The 13,189-nt window shown below is 71.7% G+C and carries 11 protein-coding genes and 1 pseudogene; 6 read left to right on the forward strand and 6 right to left on the reverse strand.

The genetic code is table 11. The features are described from left to right. Nucleotides 1-123: 123 nt before the first annotated feature. Nucleotides 124-510 (reverse strand): annotated as a pseudogene (locus ACIHIX_RS20725) (carboxymuconolactone decarboxylase family protein); the annotation flags it as partial. Nucleotides 511-675: 165 nt separating this feature from the next. Between ACIHIX_RS20725 and ACIHIX_RS20730 the strand changes: the two are divergent. Genes ACIHIX_RS20730 through ACIHIX_RS20755 form a run of 6 tightly spaced genes read left to right on the forward strand, consistent with a single transcriptional unit; the run spans nucleotide 676 to nucleotide 8,132 of the window. Beyond that, entirely contained in the window at nucleotides 676-3,252 is a 2,577-nt protein-coding gene (locus tag ACIHIX_RS20730) for a YfhO family protein (protein ID WP_399958064.1), read from the forward strand. Nucleotides 3,253-3,297: 45 nt separating this feature from the next. Further along, a complete protein-coding gene (gene argC / locus ACIHIX_RS20735; RefSeq protein WP_399958067.1) occupies nucleotides 3,298-4,326 on the forward strand; it encodes an N-acetyl-gamma-glutamyl-phosphate reductase in 1,029 nt (342 codons plus the stop codon). Beyond that, nucleotides 4,323-5,474, forward strand: a complete 1,152-nt coding sequence (gene argJ / locus ACIHIX_RS20740; RefSeq protein ID WP_399958070.1) for a bifunctional glutamate N-acetyltransferase/amino-acid acetyltransferase ArgJ — start codon at nucleotides 4,323-4,325, stop codon at nucleotides 5,472-5,474. The genes argC and argJ overlap by 4 nt, the downstream gene beginning before the upstream one ends. Next, the gene (argB, locus tag ACIHIX_RS20745) at nucleotides 5,471-6,382 is read left to right on the forward strand and encodes an acetylglutamate kinase (protein WP_399958073.1); all 912 of its coding nucleotides are present in this window, start codon (nucleotides 5,471-5,473) and stop codon (nucleotides 6,380-6,382) included. The genes argJ and argB overlap by 4 nt, the downstream gene beginning before the upstream one ends. Further along, the gene (locus ACIHIX_RS20750; RefSeq protein WP_399958076.1) at nucleotides 6,379-7,566 is read left to right on the forward strand and encodes an acetylornithine transaminase; all 1,188 of its coding nucleotides are present in this window, start codon (nucleotides 6,379-6,381) and stop codon (nucleotides 7,564-7,566) included. Before argB ends, ACIHIX_RS20750 begins: the two co-directional genes overlap by 4 nt. Before the next feature lie 20 nt (nucleotides 7,567-7,586). Then, complete coding sequence (locus ACIHIX_RS20755) at nucleotides 7,587-8,132, forward strand: arginine repressor (RefSeq protein WP_329341213.1); 546 nt, start codon at nucleotides 7,587-7,589, stop codon at nucleotides 8,130-8,132. A gap of 63 nt (nucleotides 8,133-8,195) precedes the next feature. Here ACIHIX_RS20755 and ACIHIX_RS20760 read toward each other — a convergent pair whose 3' ends face one another. The 5 genes from ACIHIX_RS20760 to ACIHIX_RS20780 all read right to left on the reverse strand — a co-directional run bounded on the left by ACIHIX_RS20760 (nucleotide 8,196) and on the right by ACIHIX_RS20780 (nucleotide 13,112). Continuing rightward, nucleotides 8,196-8,996, reverse strand: a complete 801-nt coding sequence (locus ACIHIX_RS20760; protein WP_399958079.1) for an FAD:protein FMN transferase — start codon at nucleotides 8,994-8,996, stop codon at nucleotides 8,196-8,198. Continuing rightward, the gene (locus ACIHIX_RS20765) at nucleotides 8,989-9,774 is read right to left on the reverse strand and encodes an FMN-binding protein (protein ID WP_399958082.1); all 786 of its coding nucleotides are present in this window, start codon (nucleotides 9,772-9,774) and stop codon (nucleotides 8,989-8,991) included. Before ACIHIX_RS20765 ends, ACIHIX_RS20760 begins: the two co-directional genes overlap by 8 nt. A gap of 73 nt (nucleotides 9,775-9,847) precedes the next feature. After that, complete coding sequence (locus tag ACIHIX_RS20770) at nucleotides 9,848-11,230, reverse strand: ferric reductase-like transmembrane domain-containing protein (protein WP_399958085.1); 1,383 nt, start codon at nucleotides 11,228-11,230, stop codon at nucleotides 9,848-9,850. A 75-nt stretch (nucleotides 11,231-11,305) separates the two neighbouring features. Further along, nucleotides 11,306-11,740 carry an FMN-binding protein gene (locus ACIHIX_RS20775; protein ID WP_399958088.1) on the reverse strand — a complete coding sequence of 145 codons (435 nt, stop codon included), beginning with the start codon at nucleotides 11,738-11,740 and terminating at the stop codon, nucleotides 11,306-11,308. Between the two features lie 19 nt (nucleotides 11,741-11,759). Further along, on the reverse strand, nucleotides 11,760-13,112 hold the full coding sequence (locus ACIHIX_RS20780; protein ID WP_399958091.1) for a ferric reductase-like transmembrane domain-containing protein: 1,353 nt from the start codon (nucleotides 13,110-13,112) through the stop codon (nucleotides 11,760-11,762). Nucleotides 13,113-13,189: the final 77 nt, after the last annotated feature.

Below are 13,189 nucleotides of genomic sequence, written 5' to 3' on the forward strand. Positions count from 1 at the left end.
GCGCGGGGGCCCCCCCCCAGTCCACGTCCCCCCGCCCGCCCCCCCCCCACCCCTACGCGGGCAACCGGCACAGGTGGGGGGGGTGTCCGGGCGCGGGGGCTGTGGCGGGTCCCCCGCAAACCCCCCACGCTCGTCGAACACCTTCTTCGCCACGAACGTGGCGTTCAGGGCCCGCGGGAAACCGCAGTAGCCGGCGGAGTGCAGCAGCGCCTCGACGATCTGCTGGGGCGTCAGACCCACGTTCAGTGCCGCGTTGACGTGCACCTCCAGCTGGGGCTCGCAGCCGCCGAGCGCGGTGAGCATCCCCAGCGTCACCAACTGGCGGTCCCGCGGGGCCAGTTCGGGCCGGGAGTAGATCTCGCCGAAGCCCCAGGCGACGATCTGGTGGCCCATCTCGGGGCTGATGTCGGCGAGCGAGTCGATGACCCGCTGCCCGACCTCGCCATCGACGCTCCGCAGCACCGCAAGGCCCTGGGCGAAACGCTCTTCACGGGTGGTGCCGTCCGTCATGTCATACCCTCCATTAACCTTCGAATAAGCTGGAATTCATTCCACCACTTTCGGTGATCGCACAACCGGACGTATTCCCCCTCTGTCTAAAAGGGCGCAGTGAATTGCTGCGAATGGACGCACGGGGATGAACCCCCGGACGGGGGGCCCGAATTGCACCGCGGTATGCCAAGACCTCGACGGGCCGCGGCCGGACTCGCGGCGCTGATCACCGCCGTCGTCTTCTGCGCCGCCGACGCCGTCGCCCGCAGCTACCCCTTCGGCCCCCGCACCCGCACCGTCAACGACCTGGGCAACCAGTACGTGCCCCTCCACGCCCACCTGTGGGACCTGCTGCACGGCAGGGCCGACGGCGGGCTCCTGGTCAACTGGCAGTCCGGGTACGGCAGCAGCTTCCTGCCCGACCTCGGCACCTACCTCACCAGCCCCTTCGCCCCGCTCGTGGCGCTGTTCCCGCGGGACGAGATCGACCTCGCGGTGTACGTGATCACCGTGCTGAAGGTCGCGTGCGCCGCGGCCGCCATGGCCTGGCTGCTGCTCGCGCTGCGCCCCGGCCGCTGGTGGGCGGCGGGGCTCCTGGGGGCGTCGTACGCCCTGTGCGGATGGACCGTGGCCGCGGCCGTCTACAACCTCATGTGGCTCGACGGCCTCATCGCCCTGCCGCTGCTGTGCCTGGTCGGCGAATGGATTCTCCAGCGGCGCCGACCGCTTCTCGGGGTGCTGGTCGTGACGGCGGCCTGGATCGCCAACTTCTACACCGCGTACATGGCCACCCTCGCCGCGGGACTCGTCCTGCTGCTGCGCCTCACCCTCTCCGGCCACCCGGCTCGCCGGAAGGCCGCGGTGGCGGGCCGCGCCGGGCTGACCGTGGCGCTCGGGGTGGGCCTGGCCGCACCGGTCGTCTCGGTGATCTACTTCGGCACCACCCACGCCTCCCCGGGCAGGTTCACGCGGTTCAATCCGGTGGGGGGCGAGGACCTGCTGGCCCGGCTGCTGCCGACGACGTACAGCTTCGGTTCGCCGGCGCTCTACGTCGGCACCACCGCCCTGCTCCTCGCCCTCGCCCTGCCCTTCCACCGGGCGGCCCCCCGGCGGGTGCGAGCCGGGTGGAGCCTGCTGGTGACCGCGGTGATCCTGTCGATGCAGTGGGACCCGACCCATCTGCTCTGGCACGCCTTCGCCGCCCCGCAGGGCAGCCCCTACCGGCAGGCCTTCGTGGTGTGCGCGCTGCTGGTGATGGCGGCCTGGCACTCGCTCTCGTACGGCGTGCCCACCCCGCGCGCCCTGGGCGCGGCGGCCGGCCTGCTCGCCCTGCTCGTGGCCGTCGCGAGCCGGAGCGGGCTCGTGCACCAGATCGCGTGGCCGGTCCTGCTGCTCGCCGTCGCGGGCACGGTCGTCGGGCTGGCGCTGCTGGGCGTGGCGAGCGGTAAGGGCGGATGGCGTCCGCTCGGTGAGCGTGCCCGCCGTCTCCTCGGCGTCGGTGACCGTCGTCCGCTCGGTGGCGTTGTCCTGCGTCTTCTCCGCGTCGGCGACCGGCGTGGGCTCGGCAAGGGCGCTCGTCGCCGCGTGCTGGTCGCGTGCGCCGCCGTCCTGCTCCTCGGTACCCAGTTCGGCGAGACTGTCGCCACATCGGCCGTGGCCTCCCGGCTGCGGCTCGCGCATCTGGACGACTACGCGCCCTGGGGCGACCGGCAGCAGCGGCAGGAGGAGGCGGTCGCGGGGGCCGACGGCTGGCCGCGCTACCGCACCGACCCGGGCCGGGAGCAGACCGTCGCCAACGATCCGATGCTCGTGGGCGGCCAGGGCGCCCAGTACTACAGCAGCCACACCTCCGACGTGCTCCTGCGCACCCTCACCGCGCTCGGTGGCGGCTGGACCTCGGGCGGCCGCAGTCTGCAGAGCCTGGACAACTCCGTCACGGACGTGATCTTCTCCGTCGGCGCCCGGGTGCACTCCCCGCCGGACCCGCACCAGAGCCGATACCCGGAGGCGGGCGGTCGGGTGACCGTCACCCGCCAGGACGTGCCGCCCCTGGTGACCGTACGGCCCACGACGACCAGCGGCCCCGCCTTCGGGCCCTCGCCCTACCGCAACCAGGAACTGCTGCTCGGCGCCCGCGTCTACTCCGTGCCCGGCCTCACCGTGCGCCCCGAGACCCTCGCGGCCCGGTGCCCGGCCGGCAGCGAGGTGTATCTCTGGGCCCCGCGCTTCTGGGGCACGGCCCGGCTCGCCGGTGCCCCGGGGCCGGTCGGCCGCTTCAGGGCGGACGCGAGCAGGCGCGCCGCCATGCAGCGCCTCGGCACGGTCCCGCCGTCCGGCCGACTGACGATCGACCTGTCCGCGCACCGCCCCGGCGTGATCCCGGACGGCGCGGTCGGCTGCCTGGACACCGGCGCGCTGCATGACGTCGTCCAGCGGCTCAGGTCCACCGGCGCCACGGAGGTCACCGTCTCCGACGGCACGATCCGGGCGGAACTCCCCGCCGGGAGCACCGGGACCGCGGTCGTCGCGGCCCCCAGGATCGCCGGCTGGCGCTGCGCGGCCGGCGACGCGGCGGGGGAACCCGCGGGGGACTACCACGGGCTGGTGTCCGTGCCCTTGGGCGGCGGGTCGGACTCCGTCACCTGTACGTTCCGTCCACCCGGTCTGCGGCTGGGGCTGACGGTCGGGGGAGCGGCGCTCTTGTCCCTGCTGCTGCTCGCCGCCCTCGGCGTCGTCCGACGATCACCCAAGATTGCATAAACGTGCATCGCTGCGTATAGTCATGCCATCCAAGAGGAGGGTGACATGGCGGTACGTGCGGCAGTGGCCGGAGCGAGCGGTTATGCGGGCGGCGAGGCCCTGCGGCTGCTTCTGGCCCACCCCGAGGTCGAGATCGGTGCCCTGACCGGCAACTCCAACGCCGGCCAGAAGCTGGGCGCCCTGCAGCCGCATCTGCTGCCGCTGGCCGACCGAGTGCTCCAGGAGACCACCCCCGAGGTGCTCGCCGGGCACGACGTCGTGTTCCTCGCGCTGCCCCACGGCCAGTCCGCCGCGGTCGCCGAGCAGCTCGGCCCGGACGTCCTGGTCGTCGACATGGGCGCCGACTTCCGGCTCAAGGACGCGGCCGACTGGGAGCGGTTCTACGGCTCCCCGCACGCCGGGACCTGGCCCTACGGCCTCCCCGAACTGCCCGGTGCCCGTGCCCGGCTCGCGGGGTCCAAGCGCATCGCGGTGCCCGGCTGCTACCCGACCGCCGCCACGCTGGCCCTCTTCCCGGCCTACGCCGCCGGGATCGCCGAGGCCGAGGCCGTGATCGTCGCCGCCTCCGGCACCTCCGGCGCGGGCAAGGCGCCCAAGGCGCATCTGCTGGGCAGCGAGGTCATGGGGTCCATGACGCCGTACGGCGTCGGCGGCGGCCACCGGCACACGCCCGAGATGATCCAGAACTTCAGCGGGGTCGCGGGGGAGCGGATCACCGTCTCCTTCACCCCGACCCTCGCCCCGATGCCCCGCGGCATCCTCGCCACGTGCAGCGCCAAGGCCCGCGCCGGAGTCACCGCCGAGTCCGTCCGCACCGCCTACGAGAAGGCGTACGCCGACGAGCCCTTCGTCCACCTCCTCCCCGAGGGGCAGTGGCCCGCCACCGCGTCCGTCTACGGTTCCAACGCCGTTCAGGTGCAGGTCGCGTACGACGAGACCGCCGGCCGCATCATCGCGATCAGCGCCATCGACAACCTCGCCAAGGGCACCGCCGGCGGTGCCGTACAGAGCATGAACATCGCCCTCGGTCTCGACGAGACCACCGGGCTTTCCACGATCGGAGTCGCACCGTGAGCGTCACGGCAGCCAAGGGATTCCGGGCGGCGGGCATCGCCGCCGGAATCAAGGAGAACGGCAACCCCGACCTGGCCCTCGTGGTCAACGACGGACCCCGCCGCGCCGCCGCCGGTGTCTTCACCTCCAACCGTGTGAAGGCCGCCCCCGTCGTGTGGTCCGAACAGGTCCTCAAGGACGGGCAGTTGACGGCCGTCGTCCTCAACTCCGGCGGCGCCAACGCCTGCACGGGCCCCAAGGGCTTCCAGGACGCCCACGCCACCGCCGAGAAGGTCGCCGACGCTCTCGGCATCGGCGCCATCGAGGTCGCCGTCGCCTCCACCGGCCTCATCGGCGTCCTGCTCCCGATGGACAAGCTGCTGCCCGGCGTCGAGACGGCCGCGGCCCAGCTCTCCGAGCACGGCGGCGAGAAGGCCGCCATCGCCATCAAGACCACCGACACCGTCCACAAGACGTCCGTCGTGACCAAGGACGGCTGGACGGTCGGCGGGATGGCGAAGGGCGCGGGCATGCTCGCCCCCGGCCTCGCCACCATGCTGGTCGTGCTCACCACCGACGCCGACCTCTCAAGTGACGTCCTGGACAAGGCTCTTCGCGCCGCCACCCGCACCACCTTCGACCGCGTCGACTCCGACGGCTGCATGTCCACCAACGACACGGTCCTGCTGCTCGCCTCGGGTGCCGCCGAAGTCACCCCGGCCCACGACGAGTTCGCCGAGGCCGTACGGCAGGTCTGCGACGACCTCGGTCAGCAGCTCATCCGGGACGCCGAGGGCGCCAGCAAGGACATCAAGGTCGAGGTGGTGGGCGCCGCGACCGAGGAGGACGCCGTCGAGGTGGGCCGCTCCATCGCCCGCAACAACCTCCTCAAGTGCGCCATCCACGGCGAGGACCCCAACTGGGGCCGCGTGCTCTCCGCGATCGGCACCACCAAGGCCGCCTTCGAGCCGGACCAGCTCAACGTAGCCATCAACGGCGTCTGGGTCTGCAAGAACGGCGGCGTCGGTGAGGACCGCGACAACGTCGACATGCGCTACCGCGAGGTCCACATCGTGGCGGACCTCGCCGCGGGCTCCGCGACCGCCACCATCTGGACCAACGACCTGACCGCCGACTACGTCCACGAGAACAGCGCGTACTCGTCATGAGCGGCCCCACGCGGAAGCACACCGCCCTCCCCAAGGCCCAGATCCTCATCGAGGCGCTGCCCTGGCTGGTCCGGCACAACGGGAGGACCGTCGTCATCAAGTTCGGCGGCAACGCCATGATCGACGAGGACCTGAAGCGCGCGTTCGCCCAGGACGTCGTCTTCCTGCACCACGCCGGCCTCAAGCCGGTCGTCGTGCACGGCGGCGGCCCGCAGATCAGCGCCGCCCTCGACCAGCACGGCATCGTCAGCGAGTTCAAGGCCGGCCTCCGCGTCACCACCGAGGACGCCATGGACGTCGTACGGATGGTGCTCGCCGGACAGGTCCAGCGCGAGCTGGTCGGGCTCCTCAACCAGCACGGGCCGCTGGCCGTCGGGCTGACCGGCGAGGACGCGCACACCATCACCGCCACCAAGCACCAGCCCGAGATCGACGGCGAGTTGGTCGACATCGGGCGGGTGGGCGAGATCACCGCGATCGACACGGGCGCGATCGAGGCACTCCTCGCCGACGGCCGCATCCCGGTCGTCTCGTCGATCGCCCGGAGCCAGGACGACGGACATGTCTACAACGTCAATGCTGATACGGCGGCTGCGGCACTCGCGGCTGCTCTGGGAGCGGAAACTCTCATGGTCCTCACGGACGTCGAGGGCCTGTACGAGGACTGGCCCCACTCCGACGAGGTGATCAGCCGTCTCACCGCCTCCCAACTGGAGAAACTGCTGCCGGAGTTGAGCTCCGGCATGGTCCCCAAGATGGAGGGCTGCCTGCACGCCGTGCGCAACGGCGTCACCACCGCCCGGGTCATCGACGGGCGGGTCCAGCACTCGATCCTGCTGGAGATCTTCACCGACGAAGGCATCGGCACGATGGTCGTGCCGGACGCGCAAGAGGGGGATGGGGAATGACCGACAATCAGGAGCTCACCCAGCGGTGGCAGGGCTCGCTCATGAACAACTACGGCACCCCGCGCCTCCCCCTCGTCCGCGGTGAGGGCCTCAAGGTCTGGGACTCCGCGGGCAAGCAGTACCACGACTTCGTCGGCGGCATCGCCACCAACGCGCTCGGCCACGCCCACCCGGCCATCGTCGACGCCGTGAGCAGGCAGATCGCGTCCCTCGGGCACATCTCCAACTTCTTCATGGCCGAGCCGACGATCGCCCTCGCCGAACGGCTGCTCCAGCTCTTCGGCCGGGACGGCAGGGTCTTCTTCTGCAACTCCGGCGCCGAGGCCAACGAGGCCGCCTTCAAGATCGGCCGGCTGACCGGGCGCGGTCACATGGTGGCCACGCAGGGCGGCTTCCACGGCCGCACCATGGGCTCCCTCGCCCTCACCGGCCAGCCCGCCAAGCAGACGCCGTTCCTGCCGCTGCCGGGTGACGTCACCCACGTGCCCTACGGTGACGCGCAGGCGCTGGCCGCCGCGGTCACCGAGGACACCGCGTTCGTCGTCATCGAGCCCATCCAGGGCGAGAACGGCGTCGTGGTCCCGCCCGCCGGCTACCTCAAGGCGGCCCGGGCGATCACCGCGGCCAAGGGCGCGCTGCTCGTCCTCGACGAGGTGCAGACCGGCATCGGCCGGACCGGGCACTGGTTCGAGTACCAGGCCCACGAGGGAGTACTGCCGGATGTCGTGACCCTCGCCAAGCAGCTCGGCGGCGGACTCCCGCTCGGCGCGACCGTCGCCTTCGGCCGGGCCGCGGAACTGCTCCAGCCGGGCCACCACGGCACGACCTTCGGCGGCAACCCGGTGGCCTGCGCCGCGGGACTCGCCGTGCTCGACACCATCGCCGGTGAGGGCCTGCTGGAGAACGTGAAGCGGCAGAGCGCCGCGCTGACCGACGGAATCGAGTCGCTGGGGCACCCGCTGGTCGACCATGTCCGGGGCTCCGGGCTCCTCCTGGGTATCGTGCTCACCGAGCCGCTCGCGCCCCAGGTGCAGCAGGCGGCTCAGGACGCCGGTTTCCTGGTGAACGCGCCCGCCCCCGATGTCGTACGGCTGATGCCGCCGCTGAACCTCGGCGACGACGAGGTGGCTGCGCTGCTCCAGGCGCTGCCCGGCGTTCTTGACGCGGCCCACGGGGACGGATGATCCGGAGAAATGAGACGTCGATGAGCCAGGCGCAGGAGCATGAGCAGAACGGGGCGGGCGGGCCTGCGGTGCCGCAGACCCGCACGGCGCGGCACCGCCGGATCGTGGACATCCTCAACCGGCAACCGGTGCGGTCGCAGAGCCAGTTGGCGAAGCTGCTGTCCGACGACGGGCTGAGCGTCACACAGGCGACGCTCTCCCGGGACCTCGACGAGCTCAACGCGGTGAAGATCCGCAACAACGACGGTGACCTGATCTACGCGGTGCCCAGTGAGGGCGGGTTCCGTACGCCTCGGGCGCCGCTCGGGGAGTCCGCGAAGGAAGAGCGGATGCGGCGGTTGTCGCAGGAACTGCTGATCTCCGCGGAGGCTTCGGCGAACCTCGTGGTGTTGCGGACGCCGCCCGGTGCTGCGCAGTTTCTGGCGTCGGCGATTGATCAGGCCGAGCTGCATGACATTTTGGGGACCATCGCGGGTGACGACACGTTGTTGTTGATCAGCCGGGATCCGGTGGGTGGGCAGGCGCTGGCTGAGCACTTGTTGCGGCTGGCTCAGAACGGGCATTGAGCGTTGTCGGGTGCGGGTAGGTGGGGGCTGGTCGCGCAGTTCCCCGCGCCCCTTAAAAGCCTTTCACCCGAGCCTTGCTGCCAAGCCGCCCGTACATCTCACCTCGTCGCCCGCTGTGATCAAGAGTGCCTCTACGTCCGGTAGGCCCTCCAGCCAGCGCAAGCCCTCTCGCGAACCCATTGCGAACGCCGCTGTTGCCCAGCAGTCCGCCCAGGTCACGCTCGGGGTCACCACCGTCACCGCCACCAAGTCGGTGACCGCCGAGCGGCCCGTGCGGGGGTCGACGATATGGGCGCCGCGTTCCGCCGTGCCGGATGTCGCCACGGCCAGTTCACTCACGCCCGCCGCCGAGACCACCGCGGCCAGGCCCCCCGGGCGGAGCGGGTCCGCCACGCCCACCCGCCACGGGCGCTGCGGCCCCGGCGTTCCCAGCAGCTGTACATCCCCGCCGCCGTTGAGGCTGACCCCGGTCGCGCCTGCCGTCATGACGCGTCTGGCCGCGCGCTCCACCGCCCAGCCCTTGACGATGCCCGTCGGGTCGAGCCGGCCCTCGTAGCGGAGGCTGAACCAGCCGTCGCTCAACCGTTCGGCCTCCGCGCCCAGTTCGAGGACCTCGGCGACCTCCGGATCGCACTCCTCGACGGTCAGTTCGCCCTGCGCCAGCCGGGAGATCTGGCTGTCGTCCCGGTAGGTGCTGAACACCGCGTCCACCCGGTGCAGCCCGGCGACCGCCTCCGCGAGTGCCGCCCTGACGGTGTCCGGGTTCCCGCCGCGGACGTCGAAGGAGAAGACGGTCCCCATGACCTCCTCCGCATGACGTACCGCGGCGGGAGCTTCTGCCGGTTCGGCCACGGTGTCAGCCACCGGCCTGGTCCAGCGCCGACTGGAGGGACTTCTTGTAGCCCGCGCTGGTGTAGGTGGCGCCGGACACCGAGTCGATGTCCGCGCTGCCCGCCGCGACCGCCGCCGCGTTGAGCTTCGGCACGGCCAGCTCGGTCTTCTGGGTGCTCTGGCCCCCGCTCGGCGCCTGCACCGCCTCCGCCTTGGTGATCTTCCCGTTGCTCACGGTGATCCGGACCTGGACCGGGCCGTACTGCGTCTGCGCGACCGTGCCGGTGACGGTCTTGGCGCCGGTGCCCTGGGCGGGGGCGGACGCGCTCTGGGAAGGCTGGGAGGGCTGCGCGGACTGCGGCGGCGCCGCGGCGTTCGCCTTGTCGATCGCCGACTGGAGGGACTTCTTGTAGCCCTCGCTCGTGTACGTCGCCCCCGACACCGTGTCGATGTCGGGGCTCTGCAGGGCGACCACCGCCGCGTTGAGCTTCGGCACCGCCAGGTTGGTTTTCTCGGTGCTGGTGCCGCCCTGCGGCGCCTTCACCGCCTCCGACTTGGTGATCTTGGTGCCGTCGACGGTGATCCGGACCTGGACGGCGCCGTACTGGGTCTGCGTGGCGTCCCCGGTGAACGTGCTGGTGCCCGCCGCCTGCGCGCCGCCCTGCGCCGACTCCTGAGCTGCGGCGGGCGGGGCCGCGCCGGCCGCCGAGGCCGGGTCGGACGCCGGCTTCAGCGACAGCAGCAGAACGATCCCGGAGACGGTGGCGGCGCCGGCCAGGACGACACGCCGGATCGGATGACTCTTCCTCATGACTGAATGAACTCCTGAAGTCTGGGGCGGCCGGGCAGAGTGGGGGGCCGTGACGTCCGTGTCGGACCGTCGCTCACATCTCGAACGACTCGTGGTGGATGCGGCGGGCGGGCACTCCCGCGCCGCGCAGGGAGTCGTACACGGACTGCGCGAAGCCGGGCGGCCCGCACAGGAACACGTCGTGGTCGTCGATGTCCGGCAGCTTCTGCTGAAGCCGCTCCGCCGAGATGTCGGGCCGCTCGCCGTCCGGACTGTTGACCGCGTACATCAGCCGGGCGCCCCGCTCGTCGGCGATGGCGGCCAGCTCGTCCCACAGCGCCAGATCCTGGGTGCTGTTGGCCCGGTAGAGGAGGGTGATGTCACCGGACGCGCCGGGCAGCGTCTCGAACAGGGCCCGCATCGGCGTGATGCCGACGCCGCCCGCGACCAGCAGCACCTTGCCGCGGCTGCGGCGCTGGGCGGTCAGGGCGCCGTAGGGACCCTCGGCCCACACCTTCGTGCCGGGCCGCAGCTCGCGCAGCCGGGCGGTGTGGTCGCCGATCGCCTTGACCGTGATCCGCAGCATGTCCGGGCGGGGCGCCGCCGACAGCGAGTACGGGTGGGAGCTGAACCGCATGCCGGGTGCCATGAACCGCCAGCGGAAGAACTGCCCGGCCTCCGCGCCCATCCGGTGCAGCTTCTTCCCGCCGATCAGCACGGACACGATGCCCGGCGCCTCCTCGATGACCGCCTCCACGTACATCCGGTGGCGCAGGTTGAGGCGGAGCGGGGTGAGGATCCGGTACCAGACCACCAGCGCGGTGACGATGCCGTACAGCCCGTACCAGAAGGTCTTCGCGGTCGGCTGGACGGCGAACTCGTTGCCGGTGGTGATCTGGTGCCAGAACGTCAGGAACACCACGGCGTAGGTGAGCAGATGCACGTGGTACCAGGTGTCGTACGGCAGCCTGCGCCGGACACCGCCCACCGACAGGAGGGCGATGAGCACCAGCAGTCCGGTGCCGATGGCCGCCTTGCCCATGTCCGGCAGGGTCGTGACGATGTCCATGAACTGCTGCACGACATCGCCGAGCGTCTTGCCGGCCTGGAGCGCGTACGCCCAGGTGATCAGGAAGACGTGCGCGACGACCAGGCTCACCGTGTACCGGCCGCTCATCGCGTGCCAGCGGGCGACCCGGTCCGAGCCCACCCGCCGCTCCAGCGCCGGCACCCGGGCCATCTGGAGAACGACCAGCGCCATCAGATAACCGGCGAGCAGACCGGTGATCCGGCCCGCGGCCAGGATCCTGGCGGTGTTGTCCGCGAGGGACGGGGTGTTGTCCCACCACAGCCACAGCACCGCCGCCGCACCCGCCCACAGGGCGATCAGCAGCGGGACGGCCGGGGAGCGGCGCGGGCGGATGCGGCGCATCGTCTGGCGGCGGGCGGCGCGGCCGCCTGCGAGCGTCGTGGTCACGGTTCCTCCGGGGACGGATCAAGGGGGGTGGCGTGGTCCCTTGGTCCTCAGGTACGTGTGGCGACGCCCGTGTGTTCAGCCGCTCATCGAGTCCAGTGCGGACTGGAGTGACTGGCGGTAACCGTCACTTGTGTACGTGGCCCCCGACACCGTGTCGATGTCCGCGCTCTGCGCCTGGAGGGCCTCGGTGCGCAGGGTCGGGATGGCGTAGCTGTTGATCTGCTGGTCCCGCGGATTGTCCTGGGGGTACTCGACCGCGGTCACCTCGGTGAGCTTGCCGTTCGTGACGGTGATCCGGACCTGGACCGGACCCCAGCGGGTGTCTACGGAGTCGCCTGTCACGGTCTTCGTGCCGGTGACCTGGGCGCCGCCCGACGGCGCGGAGACGGCCGGCGCGGTCACCGGAGCGGTGTGCGGCTTGAACGACAGCAGCAGCACGACCCCGGAGACGGTGGCGGCACTCGCCAGCACGATCCGGCGCAGGGGGCGGTTCTTCTTCAACGCGTGCATGGCAGCGGCCTTACGACTCTCAGAGTTCGAACGACTCGTGGTGGATACGGCGGTCCGGCACCCCGGCGGTGCGCAGCGCCACGTACAGCTCGCGGGCGAAGCCCTCCGGACCGCAGAGGTAGACGTCCCGGTCGGCGATGTCCGGGAAGGTCGCGCGCAGGGCGGCGGCGGAGAGGTCCGGGCGTTCTCCGTCCGGTCCGTTGAGGGCGTAGCGCACCTCGGCGCCGCGCCAGCGGGCGACGGCCTCCAGTTCGCCACCGAGGGCCAGGTCCTCGGCCGTGCGGGCCCGGTAGAGGAAGGCGACATCGCCGGGCAGCGTCTCGAACAGGGCGCGCAGCGGGGTGACACCCACCCCGGCCCCGATCAGCAGCGAGCGGGAAGCGGTCCGCCGGTCCCCGGTCAGCGAGCCGTACGGCCCCTCCGCCCACACCCGGGTGCCGGGCCGCAGCAGCGCCACGGCCGCGCTGTGGGCGCCGAGCGCCTTCACGGTGATCCGCATCAGGTCCGGGCGCGGCGGCGCCGACAACGAGTACGGCGTCGACGTCCAGCCCAGCCCCTGGCCCAGGAACCGCCAGCGGAAGAACTGCCCGGACCGCGCACCCAGCTCGTCCAGTCGCCGGCCGCGGACGACGACGGAGTACACGCCCGGGGCCTCCCGGTGCACCGACTCCACCCGCAGCCGGTGCCGCAGGTTCAGCCGCACCGGAGCGAGCACCCGGAACCACAACACCAGGGCCGCCACCCCGAGGTACAGCACGTACCAGGCGGTCGTGGCCGCCGTGTGGCCGCTGAAGTCGTCGCCCAGCGTCAACTGGTGGAAGAACGCCAGGAACACGGCCGCGTACGTGAGCAGATGGACGTAGTACCAGAACTCGTAACTGAGCCGGCGGCGCGCGGCACGGGCCGAGGTGATGCCGACCGCGAAGAGGATCAGCGTGCCGAAGGCCGCCTTCAGCATGTCCGGGTAGTCGAGGACCACCGTCACCGTCTCGTGCCAGACCGAGGCCCGGTCCTGGGCGGCGTACCCGAGCAGGATCAGCACGATGTGCGCGACCAGCAGACAGACCGTGTACCGCCCGGCCATCGCATGCCAGCGCGCCACCCGGTCGGAGCCGATCCGCCGCTCAAGGAGCGGCACCCGGGCCATCAGCCCGATCAGCACCGCGCAGACGTACCCGCACAGCAGCCCGGCGATCCGCCCGGCCCCGGTCAGCCAGCCGGCCGTACCGACCACCGTGCCGGTGTCCGCCCACCACAGGCCGACCACGGCCGCCGCCCCCGCCCACAGCACGGCGAGCACCGCGCCCGCGGGGGAGCGTGGTGCGGGTGGCGTCACGGCCGGTGCCGCCCGCCGTTCGTACACGGTGGTCATGTGTGCGCCCCTTCTCCTGCCTGTCTCCTGCCAGGGACGCCACTGTGCCGCCACAACTTCTCAGGACCCTCTGAACC

This window comes from Streptomyces sp. NPDC051913, from assembly GCF_044593635.1.
Lineage (GTDB): Bacteria > Actinomycetota > Actinomycetes > Streptomycetales > Streptomycetaceae > Streptomyces.

Excerpts from the sequence above, each read along its gene's own strand:
- ACIHIX_RS20730 (WP_399958064.1), top strand. The coding sequence starts at position 676 with ATGCCAAGACCTCGACGGGCCGCGGCCGGACTCGCGGCGCTGATCACC.
- argC (WP_399958067.1), top strand. The coding sequence starts at position 3,298 with ATGGCGGTACGTGCGGCAGTGGCCGGAGCGAGCGGTTATGCGGGCGGC.
- argB (WP_399958073.1), top strand. The coding sequence starts at position 5,471 with ATGAGCGGCCCCACGCGGAAGCACACCGCCCTCCCCAAGGCCCAGATC.
- ACIHIX_RS20750 (WP_399958076.1), top strand. The coding sequence starts at position 6,379 with ATGACCGACAATCAGGAGCTCACCCAGCGGTGGCAGGGCTCGCTCATG.
- ACIHIX_RS20755 (WP_329341213.1), top strand. The coding sequence starts at position 7,587 with ATGAGCCAGGCGCAGGAGCATGAGCAGAACGGGGCGGGCGGGCCTGCG.
- ACIHIX_RS20765 (WP_399958082.1), bottom strand. The coding sequence starts at position 9,774 with ATGAGGAAGAGTCATCCGATCCGGCGTGTCGTCCTGGCCGGCGCCGCC.
- ACIHIX_RS20775 (WP_399958088.1), bottom strand. The coding sequence starts at position 11,740 with ATGCACGCGTTGAAGAAGAACCGCCCCCTGCGCCGGATCGTGCTGGCG.
- ACIHIX_RS20780 (WP_399958091.1), bottom strand. The coding sequence starts at position 13,112 with ATGACCACCGTGTACGAACGGCGGGCGGCACCGGCCGTGACGCCACCC.